19 protein-coding genes are annotated in these 21,278 nt (G+C 69.6%); 10 read left to right on the top strand and 9 right to left on the bottom strand.

Annotated features, from left to right (window positions below; translation table 11 throughout):
• Nucleotides 1–11 precede the first annotated feature (11 nt).
• From H7A85_RS00605 to cbiB, 3 genes are read left to right on the top strand one after another with little or no spacing between them, the layout of a single operon-like run.
• Nucleotides 12–1,313 carry a cobyrinate a,c-diamide synthase gene (locus H7A85_RS00605; protein ID WP_182083951.1) on the top strand — a complete coding sequence of 434 codons (1,302 nt, stop codon included), beginning with the start codon at nucleotides 12–14 and terminating at the stop codon, nucleotides 1,311–1,313.
• Nucleotides 1,310–2,326 carry a threonine-phosphate decarboxylase CobD gene (gene cobD / locus H7A85_RS00610; RefSeq protein WP_182083952.1) on the top strand — a complete coding sequence of 339 codons (1,017 nt, stop codon included), beginning with the start codon at nucleotides 1,310–1,312 and terminating at the stop codon, nucleotides 2,324–2,326. Before H7A85_RS00605 ends, cobD begins: the two co-directional genes overlap by 4 nt.
• Nucleotides 2,323–3,291, top strand: a complete 969-nt coding sequence (gene cbiB / locus H7A85_RS00615; RefSeq protein ID WP_182083953.1) for an adenosylcobinamide-phosphate synthase CbiB — start codon at nucleotides 2,323–2,325, stop codon at nucleotides 3,289–3,291. The genes cobD and cbiB overlap by 4 nt, the downstream gene beginning before the upstream one ends.
• Here cbiB and cobS read toward each other — a convergent pair.
• A complete protein-coding gene (gene cobS, locus H7A85_RS00620; protein WP_182083954.1) occupies nucleotides 3,281–4,057 on the bottom strand; it encodes an adenosylcobinamide-GDP ribazoletransferase in 777 nt (258 codons plus the stop codon). The two genes, cbiB and cobS, sit on opposite strands and share 11 nt — an antisense overlap.
• 274 nt (nucleotides 4,058–4,331) lie before the next feature.
• On the opposite strand from cobS, the gene cobT reads away from it, so the two are divergent.
• On the top strand, nucleotides 4,332–5,348 hold the full coding sequence (cobT, locus tag H7A85_RS00625) for a nicotinate-nucleotide--dimethylbenzimidazole phosphoribosyltransferase (RefSeq protein WP_182083955.1): 1,017 nt from the start codon (nucleotides 4,332–4,334) through the stop codon (nucleotides 5,346–5,348).
• Nucleotides 5,349–5,351: 3 nt separating this feature from the next.
• On the opposite strand, the gene H7A85_RS00630 is transcribed toward cobT, so the two are convergent.
• The 5 genes from H7A85_RS00630 to H7A85_RS00650 all read right to left on the bottom strand — a co-directional run bounded on the left by H7A85_RS00630 (nucleotide 5,352) and on the right by H7A85_RS00650 (nucleotide 9,716).
• Nucleotides 5,352–5,567, bottom strand: a complete 216-nt coding sequence (locus H7A85_RS00630; protein WP_182083956.1) for a DUF3329 domain-containing protein — start codon at nucleotides 5,565–5,567, stop codon at nucleotides 5,352–5,354.
• Nucleotides 5,568–5,817: 250 nt separating this feature from the next.
• Nucleotides 5,818–7,005: an OpgC domain-containing protein gene (locus tag H7A85_RS00635; RefSeq protein WP_182083957.1), complete on the bottom strand. Its 1,188-nt coding sequence runs from the start codon at nucleotides 7,003–7,005 to the stop codon at nucleotides 5,818–5,820.
• Between the two features lie 167 nt (nucleotides 7,006–7,172).
• Nucleotides 7,173–7,496: a hypothetical protein gene (locus tag H7A85_RS00640; RefSeq protein WP_182083958.1), complete on the bottom strand. Its 324-nt coding sequence runs from the start codon at nucleotides 7,494–7,496 to the stop codon at nucleotides 7,173–7,175.
• On the bottom strand, nucleotides 7,493–9,133 hold the full coding sequence (locus H7A85_RS00645; protein WP_244630861.1) for a glucan biosynthesis protein G: 1,641 nt from the start codon (nucleotides 9,131–9,133) through the stop codon (nucleotides 7,493–7,495). Before H7A85_RS00645 ends, H7A85_RS00640 begins: the two co-directional genes overlap by 4 nt.
• An 88-nt stretch (nucleotides 9,134–9,221) precedes the next feature.
• Nucleotides 9,222–9,716, bottom strand: a complete 495-nt coding sequence (locus H7A85_RS00650) for a MarR family winged helix-turn-helix transcriptional regulator (RefSeq protein WP_244630862.1) — start codon at nucleotides 9,714–9,716, stop codon at nucleotides 9,222–9,224.
• Nucleotides 9,717–10,037: 321 nt separating this feature from the next.
• On the opposite strand from H7A85_RS00650, the gene H7A85_RS00655 reads away from it, so the two are divergent.
• The 4 genes from H7A85_RS00655 to H7A85_RS00670 all read left to right on the top strand — a co-directional run bounded on the left by H7A85_RS00655 (nucleotide 10,038) and on the right by H7A85_RS00670 (nucleotide 14,878).
• Nucleotides 10,038–11,684: an MFS transporter gene (locus H7A85_RS00655; protein ID WP_182083959.1), complete on the top strand. Its 1,647-nt coding sequence runs from the start codon at nucleotides 10,038–10,040 to the stop codon at nucleotides 11,682–11,684.
• A gap of 14 nt (nucleotides 11,685–11,698) precedes the next feature.
• Entirely contained in the window at nucleotides 11,699–13,024 is a 1,326-nt protein-coding gene (locus tag H7A85_RS00660) for an HlyD family secretion protein (protein WP_244630863.1), read from the top strand.
• Nucleotides 13,025–13,119: 95 nt separating this feature from the next.
• On the top strand, nucleotides 13,120–13,614 hold the full coding sequence (locus H7A85_RS00665; protein WP_182083960.1) for a DUF4142 domain-containing protein: 495 nt from the start codon (nucleotides 13,120–13,122) through the stop codon (nucleotides 13,612–13,614).
• A gap of 181 nt (nucleotides 13,615–13,795) precedes the next feature.
• Nucleotides 13,796–14,878 (top strand): catalase family protein, encoded by a 1,083-nt coding sequence (locus H7A85_RS00670; protein WP_182083961.1) that lies wholly within the window; start codon nucleotides 13,796–13,798, stop codon nucleotides 14,876–14,878.
• Nucleotides 14,879–14,900: 22 nt separating this feature from the next.
• Here H7A85_RS00670 and H7A85_RS00675 read toward each other — a convergent pair whose 3' ends face one another.
• Complete coding sequence (locus H7A85_RS00675) at nucleotides 14,901–15,449, bottom strand: cytochrome b (RefSeq protein WP_182083962.1); 549 nt, start codon at nucleotides 15,447–15,449, stop codon at nucleotides 14,901–14,903.
• Between the two features lie 136 nt (nucleotides 15,450–15,585).
• Here H7A85_RS00675 and H7A85_RS00680 point away from each other — a divergent pair, with 136 nt between their 5' ends.
• Entirely contained in the window at nucleotides 15,586–16,014 is a 429-nt protein-coding gene (locus H7A85_RS00680) for a sulfocyanin-like copper-binding protein (protein WP_182083963.1), read from the top strand.
• 50 nt (nucleotides 16,015–16,064) lie between these two features.
• Here H7A85_RS00680 and H7A85_RS00685 read toward each other — a convergent pair whose 3' ends face one another.
• Nucleotides 16,065–16,526: an Lrp/AsnC ligand binding domain-containing protein gene (locus H7A85_RS00685; protein ID WP_182083964.1), complete on the bottom strand. Its 462-nt coding sequence runs from the start codon at nucleotides 16,524–16,526 to the stop codon at nucleotides 16,065–16,067.
• A gap of 152 nt (nucleotides 16,527–16,678) precedes the next feature.
• Here H7A85_RS00685 and putA point away from each other — a divergent pair, with 152 nt between their 5' ends.
• The gene (gene putA, locus H7A85_RS00690) at nucleotides 16,679–20,368 is read left to right on the top strand and encodes a trifunctional transcriptional regulator/proline dehydrogenase/L-glutamate gamma-semialdehyde dehydrogenase (protein WP_182083965.1); all 3,690 of its coding nucleotides are present in this window, start codon (nucleotides 16,679–16,681) and stop codon (nucleotides 20,366–20,368) included.
• Nucleotides 20,369–20,383: 15 nt separating this feature from the next.
• Here putA and purU read toward each other — a convergent pair whose 3' ends face one another.
• Complete coding sequence (gene purU, locus H7A85_RS00695; protein ID WP_182083966.1) at nucleotides 20,384–21,268, bottom strand: formyltetrahydrofolate deformylase; 885 nt, start codon at nucleotides 21,266–21,268, stop codon at nucleotides 20,384–20,386.
• Nucleotides 21,269–21,278 lie beyond the last annotated feature (10 nt).

Below are 21,278 nucleotides of genomic sequence, written 5' to 3' on the forward strand. Positions count from 1 at the left end.
GCGCCCGCACCATGACGATCCCGAACCCATCCTCCGGCCTTCTCGTCGCGGCTCCCCGATCGGGCAGCGGCAAGACGCTGTTCACGCTGGCACTCCTGCGCTGGGCGCGCGGTCAAGGCTTGCGCGTCGCGCCCGCCAAGGCGGGGCCGGACTATATCGACCCCGGCTTCCATGCGCATGCGCTCGGGCAGCCGTCCGTCAACCTCGACCCGCATGCGATGCGCCCCGCGTTGATCCGGTCGCTCGCCGCGACGGACGGGCGCCCGCTCGTGGTGGAGGGGATGATGGGCCTCTTCGACGGGGCGGCGGACGGCAGCGGGTCCTCGGCCGACCTCGCCGTGCTTCTTCGGCTTCCCGTCGTCCTCGTCGTCGACTGCGCCAAGCAATCGCATTCGGTGGCCGCGCTCGTTCGCGGGTTTCGCGACCATCGAGGCGATGTGCATCTGGCCGGCGTCGTCCTCAACCGCGTCGGCAGCCCGCGCCACGAGGCGATGCTGCGCGGGGCGCTGGAGTCGCTCGGGGTGAGGGTCCTCGGCGCGCTGCCGAACGCGCCGGATCTGGCGCTTCCCGAGCGCCATCTCGGCCTCGTGCCGGCGGGCGAGCACGGCGATCTCGACCGCACGCTCGACCACGCCGCCGCTTGGTTCGCCGGCGGCATGGACTTAGCAGTGATGGAAGCCTTGCTCGCGCCCCGAGCCGTATCGGTCCCGCCGACCGTCTCCACGCTTCCTCCGCTCGGGCGCCGGGTCGCGGTGGCGCGCGACGAGGCCTTCGCCTTCCTTTACCCGCATCTCCTGGCCGGATGGCGGGCGGCGGGCACCGAACTCGCCCTCTTCTCGCCGCTGGCGGACGAAGGGCCGGAGCCGGGTTGCGACGCGGTGTTCCTGCCGGGCGGCTACCCGGAGCTTCACGCCGGGCGCATCGCGGCCGCGTCGGGGTTTCGCGCCGGGATGGAGGCCGCGCGAAACCGGGGCGCCGCGATCTACGGCGAATGCGGGGGCTACATGGTGCTGGGGGAAAGCCTGGAGGACGCGCAGGGGATCGCCCACCCGATGCTGGGCTTCCTGCCGCTGCGCACGAGCTTTCGCCGGCGCCGGCTGCATCTCGGCTATCGCCGCCTCCGTCCGCTCTCCGGCGCGCCTTGGGCCGCGCCGCTGGCGGCCCACGAATTCCATTATTCCACGGTATCCTCGGAGGGCGAGGCGGACCGCCTTTTTGCGGCGATCGACGCGCTGGGGGAGGATCTTGGGGTGATCGGCCTCCGACGCGAGCGCGTGTCCGGCTCCTATGCCCACGTGATCGACCTCGCATGACGACCCATCTCGTCCATGGCGGCGCGCTCGGGGCCGCGATCGCCCGCTTCGGCGGCGCCCTGGAAACGTGGCTGGATCTCTCTACCGGCATCAATCCGGTGCCGCCGCCGATGCCGGCGCTGTCTCCGGCGGTCTTCGCCCGCCTGCCGGAACGGGCGGCTGAGGAGGCGCTGATCGCGAGCGCCTGCTGCTTCTTCGGCGCGGGCGAGAGCGCCGCGATCGCCATCGCACCCGGCAGCCAGGCGCTGATCTCGCTTCTGCCGCATCTCCTCCCCCCCGCCGAGGCCGCGATCCTCGCCCCTGCCTATGCCGAGCACGCGCGCGCGTTTCGAGCCGCCGGGCACCGCGTGCGGGCGATGCCGGGGCTCGGCGATTTGGGCGCGAATACGCAAACCGTCGTGATGGTGAACCCGAACAACCCGGACGGACGGCGCTTCGCCCGCGCCGAGCTTCTCGCGCTTGCCGACCAACTGGCCGAGGGCGGCGGGCTTCTCGTCGTCGACGAGGCGTTCATGGACGCCGACCCATGTGAAACGCTGAGTGGCGACGCGGGGCGTCCGGGTCTCGTGGTCCTCCGCTCCTTCGGCAAGTTCTTCGGTCTGGCGGGCCTGCGTCTCGGCTTTGCGCTCGGCGAGCCAAGGCTTATGGCCGCGATCGCCGAGCGTCTCGGCCCCTGGGCGGTCTCCGGGCCGGCGCTGGCCGTCGGCGCGGCGCTGATGGGCGATGCGGCGCTGGTGGCGACACTTCGCCGCGACATCGCCCTGCGCGCCGATCTGACCCGTGGCGCCATCGGGGGCGCCGGCCTCGAGGCCTTCGGCGACGCCGCCTTGTTCGCGCTGGTGGAGGTGCCCGGCGCCCACGCCCTGTTCGAAGCCTTGGCGCGCCGGCACATCCTGACGCGCCCCTTCGCGGACCAGCCGAACTGGCTTCGCATCGGCCAAGTGCGGGACGAGGCGGAGGCGGAGCGCCTGCGAACGGCGCTTGGCGACGCGCTTGCCGAGATCGGCGCGTGAGCGCGGTTCTGGCGCTGGCCGCGCTTCTGATCGATCGCCTCGTCGGCGACCCCGACTGGTTGTGGCGCCGTCTGCCCCATCCCGTCGTCGGTTTCGGCGCCCTGATCCGCTGGGCCGAGCGAGGTGGCAACCGGCCGCAGTGGCCGGCCGGCCGGCGCCGTGTGGCCGGCGTATTCGCTACTCTCGTGCTTCTCGTCTTGGCCGGCGCGGCAGGCTTCGCGCTGCATCGGCTGCTGGCGCCGCTCGGGATCGCGGGCTTCGCCATGGAAGCCGTGATCGCCTCCATCCTCCTGGCGCAGCGGAGCCTTGCGGATCATGTGCGCCGCGTCGCCGACGCGCTTCGGCGCGAGGGGCTTCCCGCCGGGCGGCGGGCGGTCTCGATGATCGTCGGGCGCGACCCGGAGGCGCTGGACGAGCCGGCGGTGTGCCGCGCGGCGATCGAGAGCCTCGCCGAAAACGCCTCGGACGGTGTCGTCGCGCCTTGGCTCTATCTCCTCCTCTTCGGCTTGCCCGGCCTCTTCGCCTACAAGATGCTGAATACGGCCGATTCCATGATCGGCCACATGAACGAGCGATATCGCGCCTTCGGCTGGGCCGCCGCCCGGCTCGACGATCTCGCCAACTGGCCGGCCGCGCGCCTCGGCGCGATCCTGTTCGCGCTCGTCGCCTCCGCTCGGGTCGGGCGCGTCGGCGCCGTGCGGGCTTGGGGCATCGCCCGACGCGACGCCCCGCAGCATCGATCGCCCAATGCCGGCTGGCCGGAAGGGGCGGTGGCGGGCGCGCTCGGTCTCGCGCTCGGCGGACCCCGGCGCTACGGCGAACTCGTGGTCGAGGCGCCGATGCTTAACGAGACGGGGCGGCGCGAGGCGACCGTTTCCGACATCGGCAGGGGCCTTCGCCTGTTCGCCAGCCTGTGCGACGCCCTTCTTGCACTCACCCTGGCGCTGGCACTCCTCACCCTTTGAGAAGGGCGAGGCCGAGAAGGCAGGCGATCTCGACGATCTGCTGGCAGGCGCCGAGCGCGTCGCCGGTCTGCCCGCCGAGGCGCCGCCGGAGAACGCTGCGCAGCCAGAGGTAGGCGAGGGCGGTGAGGATCGGGGGAAGCAGAAGCGCGCCCCAGCCGAAGACGGAAGCGGTCAATACCGCGCCTGAGCCCCAGCCGATCAGCGCGGCAAGTCGGCCGGCGCGCGGGGAGGGCCGACCCATCCGGTCCGCGAGCCCGCCGGGGTCGGCGGAGGGGAGCTCAGACCACAGGAGCGCCATCGCCCCCCGGCTCGCGGCCGCCGAGCCCATGAGCGCAAGGGCGCCTGCGAGTGGCGAGATGGCCGCGATCTCGGCCAGCGCGGCGACGCGTAGGAGAAGCGAGCCGACGAGTGCAAGCGCGCCATAGGTGCCGATCCGGCTGTCCTTCATGATAGCGAGCGCGCGGGACCTGTCGGCGTGGCCGAACAGCCCATCCGCCGTGTCGCCGAGCCCGTCCTCGTGGAGCGCCCCGGTCAACGCGACGAGCGCGAGGACGGCGATCGCGGCCGTGGTGAGCGGCGAAAGGCCCCATGTGCCGAGGAGCCAAAGGAGAAGCGCCGGCGGCGCGGCGACGAGGAGGCCGACCGCGGGAAAGGCCGCCGCGTCCCCGCCCAGCGGCCATGGGCCGCCATGAAAGGCGCCGGGCGCGGCCGGCAGGCGCGTCAGAAAGGCGGCGGCGCGCAGCAGGGGGCGGATCGGGCGAATCATCGAGGCGAGCCTATACGAAGCTTGGGCTGCCCGGGCGAGCGGTCACATCCCGGTTCGCCGCGCCCCAGCGCGCTCAACGGAGCCGAAGGTGGCTTCGCATCCGGATTCTCGGCCTGGAGAGGAACCCGCTCCGGTGGGTGAAGGGGCAAAGGACGGTGCCGTCCGCGTGGCGTCGTGCCTCGGAGCACATAGGCGGGCTCGGAGATTTGCGAAGCCCCCGCTTTCCCCCTATCACCCGGCCGACCCTCGTTATTGCCCATCGGAGCGCCCATCCATGTCCGCCACCGGCCTTCCCTTCGACGATATCCGCGCCCTTCTTCGCCAGATGCCGGCGGCGGACGCGAAGGCCCGGCACGACGCACGCCACCGGCAGGAGGAACTGACCAAGCCATCGGGCAGCCTCGGGCGGCTGGAGGAGATCGCCGAATGGATGGCGGCCTGGCAGGGGCGCAAGCCGACGGTCGACCGGCCGGTGGTGGCCGTGTTCGCCGGCAACCACGGGATCGCTGAGAAGGGCGTCTCGGCCTATCCCGCGTCGGTGACGCAGGCGATGGTGGAGAACTTCGCGGCCGGCGGGGCGGCGATCAACCAGATCTGCGCGACCTTCGACCTCGGCCTGAAGATCTTCGACCTCGCGCTCGACTATCCGACGGCCGATATATCCGAGGAGGCGGCGTTCGGTGAAAAGGACTGCGCCGCCACCATGGCCTTCGGCATGGAGTGCCTGGCGGGCGAGCCCGATCTCCTGTGCATCGGCGAAATGGGCATCGGCAACACGGCGGTAGCCTCAGCGCTCCTGGCGGCGCTGTTCGGTGGCACGGCGGCGGACTGGGTCGGGCCCGGCACGGGCCAGGACGCGGCCGGCATGGAGCGCAAGATCGCCGTCGTCCAACAGGCGCTCGACCTTCATCGCCCGCATTTCGGCGACCCGCTGGAGGTGCTGCGCCGGCTCGGCGGGCGCGAGATCGCGGCGATGGCGGGCGCGATCCTCGCCGCCCGGCTCCAGCGCGTACCGGTGATCGTCGACGGGTTCGTCGCCACTTCCGCGGCGGCCGTTCTCTACGCGCTGGACCCGCAAGCGCTCGACCATTGCCTGTTCGGGCACGTTTCCGCCGAGCCCGGGCATCGCCAGGCGCTGGAGCGGATGGGCAAGGTGCCGGTCCTGGCGCTCGGCATGCGGCTCGGCGAGGGCACGGGCGCCGCGCTGGCGGCCGCGATCGTCAAGGCGGCGGTCGCCTGCCACAACGGCATGGCGACCTTCGAGCAGGCGGGCGTCGCCGGCCGGGCCTGACGGCTACTCGCCCGGCGTCGTCGCTGGACCCTCGTCCGGGGCGGCGGGCTTGTAGTTGAGAAGAAAGACCCAGGCGCCATAGGCGCCGATGGCGCCCGTCATCACGCCGAACATCGGATCGCCCACCGCGAACTCCACCCCGGCCCAGACCACGCATGTCGCCACCACGGCGACGCGCCGCCAGAGGGGGCGGAAGAAGGGATGCTGGGCGTCTTTCAAGGGCGGGCTCCCGGGCAGACCGGATAACCCGGCCGCTCTTTGTAGCCGAAAGGGCAGGGCCGGCGCCATCCGTGCGCGTCTGACGCTTTCGGGAGCGCACCGGCGTTTTGAAGCCCGTTTCTGCGCCAAGGGCCGGGCGGGCTCGGGCATTCTTTCCGCCCGGCCGCCCCGTTGCATCGCAAACTCCCCGTCCGGCCCGCATTCGAGGAGCCGCGAAGCGCCTTTCGCCGTTTGCGGCAGCACCCGTTCTTCAGGCCTGCGCCCGGCCTGTGCGTGCATGCGCGGGCTTCCAGCCGGCGGGCGCGGGGACGGCCGCGGCGGCCGGTGCCGGCTGGTTCACGGCGCGCCACCAGTCCAGGAACAGGGCGAGCGCGAAGTGGAGCGCGATCCCGAGCGCGATCAGCGCGGTGTCGAGTGCCAGCGAAGGCTCGCGGTTGAGACGCGCCATCTGGAAGGCGAGCGACAGGACGGTGCCGGTCGCGAAGACGGGCAGCGAATGGCGGCCGAGCAGCGTGAACGGGTTGAAGCGGCCGACGCGCTGCAGCGGCGAATGGGCCGGCGCATGGGCGAAGACGTAGACCAGCGCCAGGACGTGGAGAAGGCGCGGCAGGGTGGCATAGGTCTTGTCGAAGTCGCGCAGGAGGTCGGGCAGCGGCAGCGCGCGCTCCCAGCCCCAGAGCGAAAAGGCGACGAAGACGAGCGACAGCGCGAGATAGGCTGATGCCGCGACGTAGAGCGGGCGCGAATAGGCGACCAGCGCCCGGCCCCCGGCCTTGGCGAGCCCTGCCGCCAGACCGATGGCGAAAATGAACTGCCAGGCGAAGGGGTTGAATTGCCAGCCGCCGGGATTGGGGTGGTTCGGCAGGTTGAAGCGCCACATGCCGCATAGCGCCCAGAGCGCGCCCGAAACCAGAAGCAGTCCCGGCAGCCCGAAGCGGCGCACGATCGCCAGCATGGCCGGCACCATGAGAAGCAGCACCGAATACATCGGCAGGATGTTGAGATAGGCGAGCTGATGGCCGAGCGTGGCGATGCCGGCGAGCGTGTCCACCGGCCGGGACATGAAGTAGCCGATGCCCAGCTGCATGAGATAGCGCCCGTCGCCGCTGGCGAGCGCGGTAAAGGCATAAAGGCTGACGACGATCATCGTCAGCGCGATATGGACGAGGTAGAGGACGCCCGAACGGCGGAGCGCCCGGATCGAGGCGATCAGCGGCGAGGCCTGGAGGAAGCTGCGGCCATAGGCGAAGGCGCAGGAAAAGCCGGCCAGGAACACGAACACCTCGGCCGAATCGGAAAAGCCGAAATTGCGCGAGGTGAACCGCTCCCACAGGACGCCGGGAACGTGGTTCACGAAGATCATCAGGAGTGCCAGCCCCCGGTAGAAGTCGACCCGGTGGTCGCGACCGGGGGTCGGCTGGCGGATGGATGCTGCCATCGGATGTTCCGGCTCGATACGCTACGAAGCCCGCCGGCCGTAACGAATCGGCCGGCGACACTCCCATGTCCCTGCCGACCCATATCTCGCCCGGATGGGGCAAGGGCAAGGCGCGGGGGGTGTTTTCCCGAGGGAATGAACCGATAGGCGGGAAGCGACGGGCGGCGTCAGTGTGCCGGATCGCCTCCTTCGTGCTCGCGCAGGATCGGGCGGACAGGCATGGTGAGGGGCGCGCGGGGCGGGGGCAGGAGGAGCTTGCGCAGGAAGGCCAGCGCCTTGCGCTTGCCGAGGCGCGCCGCCTCGATCACGACCTGCGGATCGGGGCCGGTGCGGCCCTCGAACACCAGACGCTCGGCGATCGCCAGGAGCAGATCCTCTTCCGACAGATCGGGCCGGTCCACCAGCATGCCGGCGGGACGCGCGTCGAAGAAGCGTTCGTGCGGCTCGGGGGCGGGCGCCATGGTCGGCGGCGCGACGGGGGGCGCTCTCACGGGCGTCCGGTCCATTGATAGAGCCAGGTTTCGGAGATGATGCGCTGGTTGAAGGAAAGCTTGGCCTTCAGCTCCACCGGCGAGGCATCGAGCTTTTCGAGCTCGATCGACAGGCGCCAGCCGCCGCCCGGCAGCCGGCTCATGCCGCTATGGACGAGGCGCGCCGTGTCCGGGATCTCGAGAATGGGGACCACTACCGCGTCGCCCGACAGGTTTTCCGCCGTGCCGCCGACGAAGTTGATCTCGAAGCGGCGCAGGTTGGTCTCGTTCGTGTCCGCGCCGTTGCCACCGAGCCCGGCATAGGTCGCGCCCACTGTCGCCTGCGAGCTTTCCATCTCGTCGACGAAGCCCCAGTGCATGCGGTAGCGGAACTCGAACTGCGAACCGGCGGCCGGCTTCTCCTCCGGCACCCAGAAGGCGACGATGTTGTCGTTGACCTCCGAATCGGTGGGGATCTCGACGAGCTGGATGATGCCGCGCCCCCAGTCCCCCATCGGCTCGATCAGGAGCGAGGGGCGAAGCTCGTAATGGGCCTCGACGTCCTGATAGTGCGAGAAGTCGCGGTCGCGCTGGAGAAGGCCGAAGAGCTTGGGCGAGTTCTCGCCGAAATAGGAAAGGGCGAGTTCGTCCGGGTTCTTGAGCGGTCGCCACAGGCGCTCACCCGTTGGTCGCAGGATGAACAGGCCATCGCTGTCGTGGACCTCGGGCCGGAAGTCCTCGCGCACGTTGTGGTCGTTTTCGCCGAAATGATACATCGACGTCAGCGGGGCGACGCCGAGCCGCTCCACTTCCGAGCGGAAGAACAGGCGCGCGGTCACCTCGATTTGCGTCTTCACGCCCGGCCGCAGGAGGAAGGAATAGGCACCCGCCAGGCTCGGGCCTTCCAGCTCGGCGTAGAGCTGGATCGTTTCCTGGCCCGGCTGCGGCTTGACGATGTAGAAGGCGGTGAAGCGCGGGAACTCCTCGGCCGTGGCCGTCGCCGTGTTGATGGCGAGGCCCCGCGCCGACAGGCCGTAGCGGTTGTCCTTGCCGAGCGCGCGGAAATAGCTGGCGCCCAGAAACGAGACGAGCTCGTCGTAGAGGTCGGGCCGGTCGAGCGGATAATTCAGGCGGAAGCCCGCGACGCCCGGCAACTGTAGGTTCTGGAAGGCGGACGGGTCGAGCGGGGCAAGGAACTCGAAGTTCGCGCCCGAGAAGATCTGCGGCTGGAAATGGGCGCCGTCGCCGATGAAGAGGCGCGTCGTGTCCTTGTAGAGGAAGCCGGGAAAATAGGCCTGGAGGTGGAAGTTCAGCGGCTCATTGGCCCAAACCGTTTGGTCGCGCCGGTAGAGGATGCGCCGGTATCCGTCGTAGTCGAGATCGGCGATCGGCTGCGGCAGGTCGCGCGCCGGCTCGGCGAAGGGCTGGGCGGCGCGCGCGCGCATCGCGCTCGACAGGGCGTCGAAGGAAAAGGCGTTGAGATCCACCACGGTGGGCGGCACGGCCGGGGGCGGAGTGGGAGCGGCGGGTACCGGGGCGCCGGCGGGAGCCGGAGCGGGCTCCTGCGCCCGCGTGCGCTCGGCCCACAGGAGGGCCAGCGTGCCTCCCAATCCGTATTTCAAGGCCGTGCGGCGGGAGAACTGGGAGGATGTCGTCACGGAAAGGCAGAATCTTTTCTATCAACCGGCAAGGCCCTTAGCATAGGCAAAAAGCCGGCGCCTGCCTAGATTGGCTCGCTCGTCGTGCCTAACGCAGCCGGCGCAGTTTGGCGGATAGGAGCGTGTCGGCCTCGCCGAGCGAGCGAAGGAGCGCCTCGCGCTTTTCGGGCGGCACCGCGCTCGAAAGCTCTACCTCCAGCTTGTCCCAAAGCTCGGTCACGCGCCTGCGCAGCGCCTCGCCGGCGGGCGTCAGCATCACCATGGTGCGCCGGGCGTCTTCCCGGTGCGAGGCGCGCTCCACCAGTTTCTTCTCCATCAGCCGGTCCAGCATCTTGGACACGGTGGAAGGGCGCACGGCCAGCTGGTCGGCCAGCGCCGAGACGCTGATCGGCACGCCCGGCTCGACACGGGCCAGAAGCTGGTCCTGACCGGGATGGAGGTCGAGCTCCATCAGAAGAAGGGACAGAAAGGCCCGTGTGGACTTGGAGATGGACAGAAGGTGCTGCACCAGGCCGACCTGCCCGTTCGGCAGCACGGGGGCGGGCAGGGCATCGTCTGCGGACCGAAGAAGGGGTTCGTTCATCTTCCATCTTGTGAGGGAAGGAAGCGACCGGCGTCTTTAAACTATTTGTAAGTTGGGCAAATAAATTTAACCTTTCCAACCGCGACGGATCGCGCGCCTCGGGTTCCGATCGATACCGCGCGGCGGATCGTCTCCGTTCGAGGAACGGTCGGTCGCCCTTCCGATCGCGCGCCCGGACGGCATATAGGAGCGGAAAGCTCCGGCGTGTCGGCTCCTGGCCACGCGGCGGCGCGCGACGATGCCGAGAGCGTCCGCGACGCAAGGCGGGGCGGTCAGGTGGGCCTGCCGGCCTCGTCCGGTCCCGACGGGAAGCGACATGCCATGAGGTCGATCGAGTATATCGAGCCGCCGCCGAACTGGACGCCGGACGAGCGACCGACGCTTCCCGGCTCTCCGGCCACGCCCTATCACCGCCCGCCGGTGCGGCTCGCCTATATGGCGGTGGGGCTTCTCGTCGGCATCACCGGGGGGCTCGGCAACGCGCTCGTGACCGCCAACCTCCCGCAGATCCAGGGCGATCTCGGGCTGACGCCGGCGGAAGGCGCCTGGCTGCCGGCCGCCTACTTCATGGTCAACGTGTCCTCCAACCTCCTCTTGTTCAAATGCCGCCAGCAGTTCGGCATCCGGCGCTTCGCGGAGGTCGGGATCATCGCCTATGTGCTCGTCACGGTGCTGCACCTCCTGGCCAACGACTACGCGACCGCGCTCTTCGCACGCGCGGCGAGCGGCTTTGCCGCAGCGCCCTTGAGTTCGCTCGGCTTCTACTACACGCTCCAGGCCTTTCCGAAGCGCTTCGTCGGCGCGGCGCTGTGCATCGGCTTCGTCCTGTCCCAACTCGCGACCCCGATCGCCTGGATCGTGTCGCCGCCCCTTCTCGACATCGCCGATTGGCGTGGGCTGTATCTCTTCGAGCTCGGCATGGCGCTCCTGTCCATGGCGGCGGTGGTGGTGCTGAAGCTGCCGCCGGGCATGCGCATCCGCGTCTTCGAGCCGCTCGACATCCTGACCTTCGCGCTGGCCGCGCCCGCCTTCGCGTGCCTCGCCGCGGTCCTCTCGCAGTGGCGGGTGGAATGGTGGGCGGACCAGCCGTGGATGGCCTATGCGCTGATCGCGGCCATCCTGCTTCTGGCCGCTGCCTTCTTCGTGGAGCACCACCGGCGCTTTCCGATGATCCAGACGCGCTGGCTCGGCGCGTCCGAGGTGCTGCGCTTCACCTTCGGCGCCCTGATGCTGCGCTTTCTCCTGTCGGAGCAGACCTATGCGGCCACGGGCCTCCTGCGCACGCTCGGCATGGGGCCCGACCAGCTTCGCCCGCTTTATGTCGTGATCCTCGCCGGAACGGCGATGGGTGCGCTGACATCCGCGGTGCTGTTTTCGCCCAAGCGGATCCTGTGGCTCCTCGCCGCCTCCGTGGTGCTGATCGTCGCGGCGAGCTGGATGGACCAGAGCGCGACGAGCCAGACGCGCCCGCACGACCTGTTCGCCAGCCAGTTCGTCATTTCGCTCGCCGCCGGGATGTTCGTCGGGCCGCTCCTACTCACGGGAATGACGCGCGCGCTGGCCAGGGGCGCGGACTACGTGATCACCTTCGTGATCCTGTTTTCCCTGACGCAGAGCCTCGGCGGTCTCCTCGGCCCGGCCGTCTACGGAACGTTCCAGCAGTATCGCGAACACGAATATTCCGCCGCCATCACGGCCGGCGTCGATCCGACCGATCCCGTAGTCGCCCAGCGTCTGCAGCGCCAGAACCAGATCTATGCCGCGACGATCACCGATCCGGTGCTGCGCGCGGCGCAGGGGCGCGCGCAACTGGCACAGACCGCCACGCGCGAGGCCAACGTGCGCGCCTACAACGATGTCGTCACCCTGAACACCGCGATCGCCGTGGCCTTTCTCGGCTGGTCGATCTTCCGCATTCTTGCCGTGCGCCGCCAGGAACGCCTGGCCGCGCGCGCGAACCCCGCTTGAGGACCGGTCCCATCATGGACGATATGCAGACCCCGACGAAACCCAGCCAAGCCGACGAGGCCGCGCGGCAGGAGGCGGCGGAGCGCGAGGCCATGCAGGGACGCGTCAGCGAACTGGCCACCGACGCGACGCCGGTGGTCGCACGCACGGCCGAGCCCCCCGCGCCCGCGCCGGAGCCCGCTTCCACCTCGGCGCCCGCTGCCGTGCCCGTCGAGGCCCCCAAGAAGCTGAAGCCGAAGCGCGCCACCGTGTTCTGGATGGCGCTGGTGGCCTTGGTCGCCGTCGGCATCATCCTCTACGCCTGGCGCCTCGGCCCCTTCGCCGGCCCGGTGGTCTCGACCGAGAACGCCTATGTGCGCGGGCAGATCACCGTTCTCGCGCCGCAGGTCAACGGCTATGTCACCGACGTCCTGGTGCGCGACTTCGCCCATGTGAAGGCGGGCGACCCCTTGGTGAAGATCGACGACCGGATCTATGCGCAGGCCGTGGCTCAGGCGGAAGCCGCCTTCGCCCAGGCCGAGGCCGCGCTCGACAACAACCGGCAGACCGTGGCGCAGAACCGGGCCGAGATCGTCGCCAAGCAGGCCGCGCGCGCCCAGGCCGGCGCCGAGCTGGAGCGCGCCAAGGCCGATGCCGCGCGCGCGGGCGCCCTGTCACGCGACGGGTTGAAGCCCCAGTCGGAAACCGACCAGGTCGTGGCGACCTTGCGCACCGCCGAGGCCGGCATCGCCTCGGCGGACGCGGCCGTGTCCATCGCAAGGGAGGTGCTCCGCTCGACGGAGGTGTCGCGAAAGGGGCTGGAAGCCAGCGTCCAATCCGCGCAGGCGCAGATCGATCTCGCCCGCATCAACTTCGGCAACACGGTGGTCCATGCCCCACGCGACGGGCAGATCAGCGAGGCCTCCGTTCGCCCGGGGCAATACGTGTCCGCCGGCTCGCAGCTGATGTTCCTGGTGCCCGACACGCTGTGGGTGGTGGCGAACTTCAAGGAAACGCAGGTGCACTACGTCGCCGTCGGGCAGCCGGCGAGCTTCAGCGTGGATGCGCTCGGCAGGCGCCTGTTCCGGGGCCGCGTCGTCGAGATCGCACCGGCCACGGGCTCGGAGTTCAGCGTGCTTCGGGCCGACAATGCCAGCGGCAACTTCACCAAGGTGGTGCAGCGCCTGCCCGTTCGCATCGCGATCGACGGGGGCCAGGGTGAGGCGGAACGGCTGCGCCCGGGCATGTCGGTGGTGGCCCATGTGGACACGACCGGCGCCGCCCCCGAGGCCGGGTCCGGCTGGGCGGAGCGCGGGCTGCAGGCCTTGCGGGAATGGAAGACGGACGCGTTCGGTCGGTAGCCGGCGCCCGATCGAGGCTGGAACACCGGTAGCGATCCCGGCATTGCGCTCTCGAACTGCCCCTGGCGGGCAGCATCCGTTTCCGGGAGAGATTCATGAAGACCCTATTGGCAGCGGCCGCGCTGACGATGTTGTCCACGGCCGCCTTCGCGCAGGCCTCGCCGCAGGATTTTGCCAAGATGGCCGCGTCCGGCGGCCTCTACGAGATCCAGTCGAGCGAGATGATCCTGAAGGACGGGTCGGCAAGCGCCGAGGTGAAGGCCTTCGCCGAGCAGATGGTGGCCGACCACACCAAGGCGGGGGCCGACCTGAAGGCGGCCGCGCAAAAGGCCGGCGTCGACGTGCCTGCGGCCCCGGCTTCCAAGGAAGCCACCAAACTGAAGCAGCTCGGCGAGGCGCCGGCGGCCGAGCGCGAAAAGCTCTACCTGACGCAGCAGCGGCTGGCCCACAACGACGCGGTGGTCCTTCACCGCGCCTATGCGGCGTCGGGCACCGACCCGAACCTCAAGGCCTATGCCGAGAAGGTCGTGCCGATCATGGAAGAGCATTCCACCCATGTCGACAAGCTGCAGGCCGACATGGCGAAATAGGCCTTCGATCGAGAAGACCGAACGCGAAGCCTCGTTTCCCCAGGGGAAGCGGGGCTTTTTGCTGGCGAACCCTTCCTTTCGGTCGTGCCTTGCGAAGTTTTGCCATCAGTCGATGAACCGGCACTCGTTTCGAACGGTTCCAGACAGCGGACCTCGCTCGCTCCCCGAAAGGAACGGTTCCATGGCCTATCTGACCTATCGCCCCGAGATCGAAACGCCCGAGCCGGACGAGGTCGAAACGATCCGCGGCATCATCGAAGGCATGACCCGACAGTCGCAGACGGTGGAAAAGCGCGAAGGCCACGCGGTGCGTGCCAGCCATGCCAAGAGTTCGGCGCTCGCGGTCGGACGCCTCACCGTGCATGCCGACCTGCCGCGCGAGCTGGCGCAAGGGCTTTTCGCCGCGCCCGGCGCTTACGACGTCGCGATCCGCTTCGCGCAAGGGCCGGGCGAAACGCTCAAGGACAGCGTTTCCACCCATCGCGGCATGGCCATCAAGGTGTTCGGCGTCCGAGGGGAGAAGCTGCCGGGGCACGGGCAAGCGACGCAGGACTTCGTTCTGGCCTCCGGGCCGACCTTCCCGTCCGGCACCGCCAGCGGCTTCCTGCGCGACGAGAAGCCGCTGGCGGCGGGTGCCGGCGCGCCGGAGGCGATGAAGAGCGCGGTGTCCTCGATCGCGCGCAACGTCAACCGCGTGCTCCAGGCGGTCGGCACGCAAAGCCCCAAGGCCGACTTCTTCGGCCACCCGTTCAGCCATCCCCTGTCGGAGCCCTATTACAGCCAGGCGCCGCTGCGCTACGGAGAGTATGTCGCCAAGATCGCGGCCTTTCCCGCGAGCGACGCGCAGGAAAAGCTGGCGGGCGAGACGATCGACACGTCCGAGGATCCGGACGCCTTCCGCCATGCCACGAGCCGCTTCATCGCGGAAAACGAGACGCGGTTCGATCTGCGCGTCCAGCTCTGGACGGATTCGCGCACGCAACCGATCGAGGATGCCTCGGTGGAATGGCCGCAAGCGGAATCGCCGTTCATCTCGGTCGCCACGATCGCGGTTCCGCCGCAGGAGGCGTATTCGGCGGCGCGCCAGCGCTATTTCGACGAGGTCATGTCGTTTCGCCCGGCCCACAGCTTGGCTGCCCATCGCCCGCTCGGCTCGGTGATGCGCGCGCGGCTGAAAGTGTACGAGGCGCTGTCCGACTTCCGCCACCGCGAGAACGGCGTGCGCGCCGAGGAGCCGGAGGATGTGTCGCAGATTCCGGCCTGACACGCGTCGCGGCCCCGGCGCCTCAGCCGATCCGCATGCGCGCGAGGAGCCCGTCGCGGTGGACGAAATGGTGCCGGACCGCGCCTGCCACATGCAGCGCGACGAGCGCTAGGAGCACCCAAGCCAGCGTGCCGTGGATCTGGAACAGGCGGTCGCCGAGATCCTCGTCCATCGGGAGGATCTCGGGCAGGGGAAGGCCGAAGGCGCGCACCACGTCCCCCGTCGCGGCCGACGCCGCCCAGCCGAGAAGCGGCATGGCGACGAGGAGCAGGTAGAGCGCGCCCTGGACGGCAGCCGCCAGCCACCGCTCCCAGGCCGGTATGCCGGGCGGGATCGGCTCGACCTTATGGGTCAGCCGCCACACGAGGCGGGCGATGACGACCGCGAGGAGAAGGAGGCCGAACGAGCGGTGCCAGTCCACCAGCGCGGCGCCGAGATCGCTCGGGCCGAGCGCTTCAAAGGTCCAGGCCAGAGCGAACATCGCCACCAGAAGCGCCGCGCTCGCCCAGTGGAGGCGGCGCAGTGCGAGGGGTAGGGGGGCGGCGCCGTTGGGCGCGGAAGCGTCTGGCATCGGGGAAACCTCGAAGGGGGAATGAGCGTTCCTGCGTCCGAGAATGCCTCAAGAATGCCGCGTCCGCATCCCAGCTTCGATCGAACGTTCGTTTCCACCCCGGCCATCGGTCGGACCAACTCCCCCGAGGACATCTATGCGCCAGCTTTCCCTTCCGATCGCCGCCGCCGCCTTCGCCCTCCTTTCGGCCTATCCGGCGCTCGCCGCCGAGACCGTTTCCGTCGAGCTTTTGGGCGAGCGGGGCGGGGCGATGTCGATCAAGCTCGACAAGTCGAGTGTTCCGGCCGGCGAGGTGACGTTCCAGGTCGCCAACGTCGCCAAGAACACGCCGCACGAGATGGTGGTGGTCAAGGTCGACAAGGCCGGTCAGCGCCTTGAGGTCGATCGCGCGACCAACCGCGTCGACGAATCCAAGCTCGATTCCAAGGGCGAGGTGTCCAACCTCAAGGCTGGCCAGGACGGGACGCTGACCGTCAATCTCGCGCCCGGCTCTTACGAGCTGATCTGCAATCTCAAGGGCCACGTCATGGCCGGAATGGTCGTGTCCTTCACCGTGACGGGCTGACGCGCGGCGGCGCGAGGACCCAAGCGGCGGGGGCGCCTTCGCCCTCGCCGCTACTTCTCCTTGATCGCCTCCATCGCGACGTTGGTGGAGGTGCTGGCCACGAAGGGCAGGTTGGAGATGGTTTCGCCCAAGACTTCGCGGTAGCGCCGGATGTCGCGGGTGCGCACCTTCAGGAGATAGTCGAAGCGGCCGGCGATGAGGTGGCATTCCTCCACCTCGCGGATCCGCTTCACCGCCGCGTTGAAGGCGAAGAGCGCGTCTTCCTTGGTGGAGGACAGCTTGACCTCGGCGAAGGCCACATGGTCGAGCCCGATGCGCGACGGATTGATCACCGCCTTGAACCCGTCGATGAACCCGTCCTCGATGAGCCGGCGGAAGCGGTTCTGGCAGGGCGTCTTGGACAGGCCGACGCGCGCGGCGAGTTCCGTCACCGAGATGCGCCCCTCGGCCCCCAGGATCTCGAGGATCTTGCGATCGAAGGCGTCCAGATCGCCTGTCTTGGGGATTTCCATGGGCGTTTCGCCTGTTTCGGAACTTTCGATAAGTTCATACGGCCTTTTCGAGGCCCAAGACAGGGCGGATCGTCACCAAGCGGCATCCTATATTGAGGCATGAGCGCCGGCGCTCTTTCGCACCGGCACCGTTTCGCCCGATCGGATCGCCCATGTCGCACCAACCCGCTCCCGCCCCGCTGGCCGATTTCGAGACGCCGTTCCAGAATTTCGCCCCGCCGATCCGGACGCCCAGCGCCCTGCGCCGGGCGATCACGGCAGCCTATCGCCGCCCCGAACCCGAGTGCCTGCCGCCCCTGGTGGAAGCGGCGCGTCTGCCCGAATCCCTACGCGGCCCGGTGGCCGACACGGCCCGGCGCCTGATCGAGGCCCTGCGCGCCAAGCACAAGGGTTCGGGCGTCGAGGGCCTGGTGCGCGAATACTCGCTGTCGAGCCAGGAGGGCGTCGCGCTGATGTGCCTCGCCGAAGCGCTGCTCCGCATCCCCGACACGGCGACGCGCGATGCCTTGATCCGCGACAAGATCTCCGGCGGCGACTGGACCTCCCATATCGGCGGCGGGCGCTCGCTCTTCGTCAACGCGGCGACCTGGGGCCTCGTCGTCACCGGCAAGCTGACGGCGAGCGTCGAGGAGCGCTCGCTGTCGGCCGCGCTCACCCGCCTTGTCGCGCGCGCCGGCGAGCCTGTGATCCGGCGCGGCGTCGACATGGCGATGCGCATGATGGGCGAGCAGTTCGTCACCGGCGAAACGATTGGCGAGGCGCTGGAGCGGGCCAAGCCTCTGGAAGCGCGGGGCTTCCGCTATTCCTACGACATGCTGGGCGAAGCGGCGACGACGGCCGCGGACGCGGCTCGCTACAACCGCGACTACGAGAACGCCATCCACGCCATCGGCCGGGCGTCGGGCGGGCGCGGCGTCGTGGAAGGCCCGGGCATCTCGATCAAGCTTTCCGCCCTCCATCCGCGCTACGTCCGGGCGCAAGGCGCCCGCGTCATGACGGAGCTTCTGCCGCGCATGAAGGCGCTCGCGGTGCTGGCCAAGGGTTACGACATCGGCTTCAACATCGACGCCGAGGAAGCCGATCGGCTGGAACTGTCGCTGGACCTTCTGGAAAGCCTCGCGCTCGACCCCGATCTCGCCGGCTGGAACGGTCTCGGCTTCGTGGTCCAGGCCTATGGCAAGCGCTGCCCCTTCGCGATCGACTGGATCGTCGACCTCGCGCGTCGCTCGGGGCGGCGCATCATGGTGCGCCTCGTCAAGGGCGCCTACTGGGACGCCGAGATCAAGCGGGCGCAGCTCGAAGGGCTCGAAGGCTTCCCCGTCTACACCCGCAAGATCCACACCGACGTCGCCTATCTCGCCTGTGCCAAGAAGCTCATCGCCGCGCCGGACGCCGTGTTCCCACAGTTCGCCACCCACAACGCGCAGACGCTGGCGGCGATCTACCATCTCGCCGGACCGCGCTTCGTGCCGGGCGACTACGAGTTCCAGTGCCTCCACGGCATGGGCGAGCCGCTCTACGACGAGGTCGTCGGCCGCGCCAAGCTCGATCGCCCCGTGCGTATCTATGCCCCCGTCGGCACGCACGAGACGCTGCTCGCCTATCTCGTGCGTCGCCTCCTGGAGAACGGGGCGAACTCCTCCTTCGTGAATCGCATCTCGGACCCCGGCGTCCCCGTGGCCGACCTCGTGGCCGATCCGGTGGAGACCGTGGCTGCCCAGGATCCCGTTGGCGCGCCGCACGCGGCCATCGCTGCGCCGGCCGCGCTGTTCGGCGCCGAGCGATCGAACTCCGCCGGGCTCGACCTGTCGAACGAGAGGATACTGGACGCGCTCGGCACCGAGCTTCAAACAAGCGCCGCGACCTTCCTGAGCGCGCGCCCCCTTCTGGTGAGTGGCGAAGGGGAGGGCGCGCGGCGCGCGATCCTGAACCCTGCCGATCATCGCGACGCGGTGGGCGAGGTGTTCGAACTGGACGCCGGAAGCGCTGCCGCGATCCTCGTCGCCGCGCGCCAGGCCGCCCCCGCCTGGGGCGCCGTTGCGCCCCCCAAGCGCGCCGCGTGCCTGGAGCGGGCGGCCGACCGGATGCAGGAGCGCATGCCCGCCCTGATGGGGGTCGTGATGCGGGAAGCCGGCAAGTCGGCGGCCAATGCGGTCGGCGAGGTGCGTGAGGCGATCGACTTCCTGCGCTACTACGCGGCCGAGGCGCGGCGCACGCTGGGCCCGGCGCAGGCCCCGCTCGGGCCCGTGGTCTGCATCAGCCCGTGGAACTTCCCGCTCGCCATCTTCACCGGTCAGGTCGCCGCCGCGCTCGTCGCGGGCAATCCGGTGGTGGCCAAGCCCGCCGAGGAAACGCCGCTCATCGCGCATGAGGCCGTGCGCATCCTGCACGAGGCGGGCGTGCCCGCCGGCGCCTTGCAGTTCGCGCCGGGCGACGGGCGCCTCGGCGCCGCGCTGGTGGCCGTCGCCGAGACGACCGGGGTGATGTTCACCGGCTCGACCGAGGTCGCCAAGGCGATTCAGGGGCAGCTGGCCGAGCGCCTGTCCGCGGCGGCCAAGCCGATCCCGCTGATCGCGGAAACCGGCGGGCAGAACGCGATGATCGTCGATTCCTCCGCGCTTGCCGAGCAGGTGGTCGGCGACGTGATCGCGTCCGCCTTCGATTCGGCCGGCCAGCGCTGTTCGGCGCTGCGCGTCCTCTGCCTGCAGGAGGACGTCGCCGAGCGCATCCTCCTGATGCTGAAAGGGGCGCTCCGGGAGCTTGCCATCGGGCGAACCGACCGCTTGGCCGTCGATATCGGCCCGGTCATCTCGGCCGAGGCCAAGGCGGGCATCGAGGCGCATGTCGAGCGCATGCGCGGGCTCGGGCGGCGCGTCGAGCGGATCGAGCTGCCGGCGGAAACCGCCGAAGGCACGTTCGTCGCCCCGACGATCGTCGAGATCGGCTCGCTCGGCGATCTCGAGCGCGAGGTGTTCGGGCCGGTGCTCCACGTCGTGCGCTTCCGCCAAGGCGAGATGGACCGGCTGGTCGATGAAATCAACGCGTCGGGCTACGGGCTGACCTTCGGCCTCCACACGCGTCTCGACGAGACGATCGCGCGTGTCACCGGCCGGATCGCGGCCGGCAATCTCTACGTCAACCGCAACGTCATCGGCGCTGTGGTCGGCGTCCAGCCGTTCGGCGGGCGCGGGCTGTCGGGCACCGGGCCGAAGGCCGGCGGCCCGCTCTATCTCGGCCGGCTGGTCACGCAGGCGCCGGCGGCGCTGGAGCCCCCGGCCAGTTCCCCCGATCCGGCGCTCGCCGACTACGCGCGCTGGCTTGAGCGGAAGGGTTTGAGCGCCGAGGCGGCGCGCGCGCGCGCCGAGGGCGAGCGCTCGCATCTCGGTTTGTCGAAAGAACTCGCCGGCCCGGTCGGCGAAACCAACCTCTATGCCCTTCACCCGCGCGGGCGCATCCTCGCCCTGCCCGAAACGGCGGAAGGGCTGCGCCGGCAGCTGGCGGCGGTGCTGGCGACGGGCAACACGATGGTGGTCGACGCCGCGCCGGTCCTGCGCGAGGCGCTGGCGGACCTGCCGGCTTCCGTGCAAGGCCGCCTGTCCTTCGGGCCAGTATCAGGTGCCTTCGCCGGTGCGCTGGTGGAGGGCGAGGGCGAGCGGGTGCGCGAGGCGAACCGGCGGATCGCCGCGTTCGAGGGTCCGCTGGTGCTCGTCCAGTCGGCGAGCGCGGCCGAGCTTTCGAGCGAGGCGTCGCCTTATTGCCTGAACTGGCTGCTGGAGGAGGTCTCGACCTCGATCAACACGGCGGCGGCCGGCGGCAATGCCAGCCTGATGAGCATCGGCTGACGGCCGGCCTCGTTTCTATCCCATCCGCTCGGAGGCGTAGCCTCCGGGGGAGGCGGGAAACACCACCGTGCTGGAGCCGTTCAGGAAGGTGCGGTGGTGGATATGGGCATGGATGGCGCGCGACAGGACCTGCGCCTCGACGTCGCGCCCGATGGTGACGTAGTCCGCCGCCGACTGGGCGTGGGTGACGCGCGCCACGTCCTGCTCGATGATCGGCCCTTCGTCGAGGTCGGCCGTCACGTAGTGCGCCGTCGCCCCGATCAGCTTCACGCCGCGCTCGTAGGCCTGTTTGTAGGGGTTGGCGCCCTTGAACGAGGGCAGGAACGAGTGGTGGATGTTGATGATGCGCCCCGACATCTTGTTGCACATCGCGTCCGACAGGACCTGCATGTAGCGCGCGAGCACGATCAGTTCGGTACCCGCGCTTGTCGCGATCTCCAGGATCCGCGCTTCCGCCTGAGGCTTGTTGTCCCGGGTCACCGGCACATGGTGGAAGGGGATGTCGTGGTTCACCACGAGCTTCTGGTAGTCGAGATGGTTGGACACGACGCCCACGATCTCGATCGGCAGCGCCCCGATGCGCCAGCGGTAGAGGATGTCGTTGAGGCAATGGCCGAAGCGCGACACCATCAGGAGCACCTTCATGCGCGCGCTCGCGTCGAAGAACTCGTGGGCCATGGAAAAGGGCGCGGCGATCGGGGCGAAATCGCGCCGAAGGGCCTCGAGGCCCACGCCTTCTTCCGACCGGAAGCCGACGCGCATGAAGAAGCGCCCGGTTTCGAGATCGTCGTACTGCGCCGAATCCACGATGTTGCAACCCCGATCCGCCAGATAGGTCGAGATCGCGGCGACGATCCCGCGCGTCGTGGGGCAGGAAACGGTCAGGACGAACTGTTGCATGGCTCTCTTC

Origin of the sequence: Aureimonas sp. ME7 (genome assembly GCF_903970965.1) — a bacterium.
Classification (GTDB): Bacteria; Pseudomonadota; Alphaproteobacteria; order Rhizobiales; family Rhizobiaceae; genus Aureimonas.

Coding starts and splice junctions, on each gene's coding strand:
- H7A85_RS00605 (WP_182083951.1), top strand. CDS start 12: ATGACGATCCCGAACCCATCCTCCGGCCTTCTCGTCGCGGCTCCCCGA.
- cobD (WP_182083952.1), top strand. CDS start 1,310: ATGACGACCCATCTCGTCCATGGCGGCGCGCTCGGGGCCGCGATCGCC.
- cobS (WP_182083954.1), bottom strand. CDS start 4,057: ATGATTCGCCCGATCCGCCCCCTGCTGCGCGCCGCCGCCTTTCTGACG.
- cobT (WP_182083955.1), top strand. CDS start 4,332: ATGTCCGCCACCGGCCTTCCCTTCGACGATATCCGCGCCCTTCTTCGC.
- H7A85_RS00635 (WP_182083957.1), bottom strand. CDS start 7,005: ATGGCAGCATCCATCCGCCAGCCGACCCCCGGTCGCGACCACCGGGTC.
- H7A85_RS00650 (WP_244630862.1), bottom strand. CDS start 9,716: ATGAACGAACCCCTTCTTCGGTCCGCAGACGATGCCCTGCCCGCCCCC.
- H7A85_RS00655 (WP_182083959.1), top strand. CDS start 10,038: ATGAGGTCGATCGAGTATATCGAGCCGCCGCCGAACTGGACGCCGGAC.
- H7A85_RS00660 (WP_244630863.1), top strand. CDS start 11,699: ATGGACGATATGCAGACCCCGACGAAACCCAGCCAAGCCGACGAGGCC.
- H7A85_RS00665 (WP_182083960.1), top strand. CDS start 13,120: ATGAAGACCCTATTGGCAGCGGCCGCGCTGACGATGTTGTCCACGGCC.
- H7A85_RS00670 (WP_182083961.1), top strand. CDS start 13,796: ATGGCCTATCTGACCTATCGCCCCGAGATCGAAACGCCCGAGCCGGAC.
- H7A85_RS00675 (WP_182083962.1), bottom strand. CDS start 15,449: ATGCCAGACGCTTCCGCGCCCAACGGCGCCGCCCCCCTACCCCTCGCA.
- H7A85_RS00680 (WP_182083963.1), top strand. CDS start 15,586: ATGCGCCAGCTTTCCCTTCCGATCGCCGCCGCCGCCTTCGCCCTCCTT.
- H7A85_RS00685 (WP_182083964.1), bottom strand. CDS start 16,526: ATGGAAATCCCCAAGACAGGCGATCTGGACGCCTTCGATCGCAAGATC.
- putA (WP_182083965.1), top strand. CDS start 16,679: ATGTCGCACCAACCCGCTCCCGCCCCGCTGGCCGATTTCGAGACGCCG.
- purU (WP_182083966.1), bottom strand. CDS start 21,268: ATGCAACAGTTCGTCCTGACCGTTTCCTGCCCCACGACGCGCGGGATC.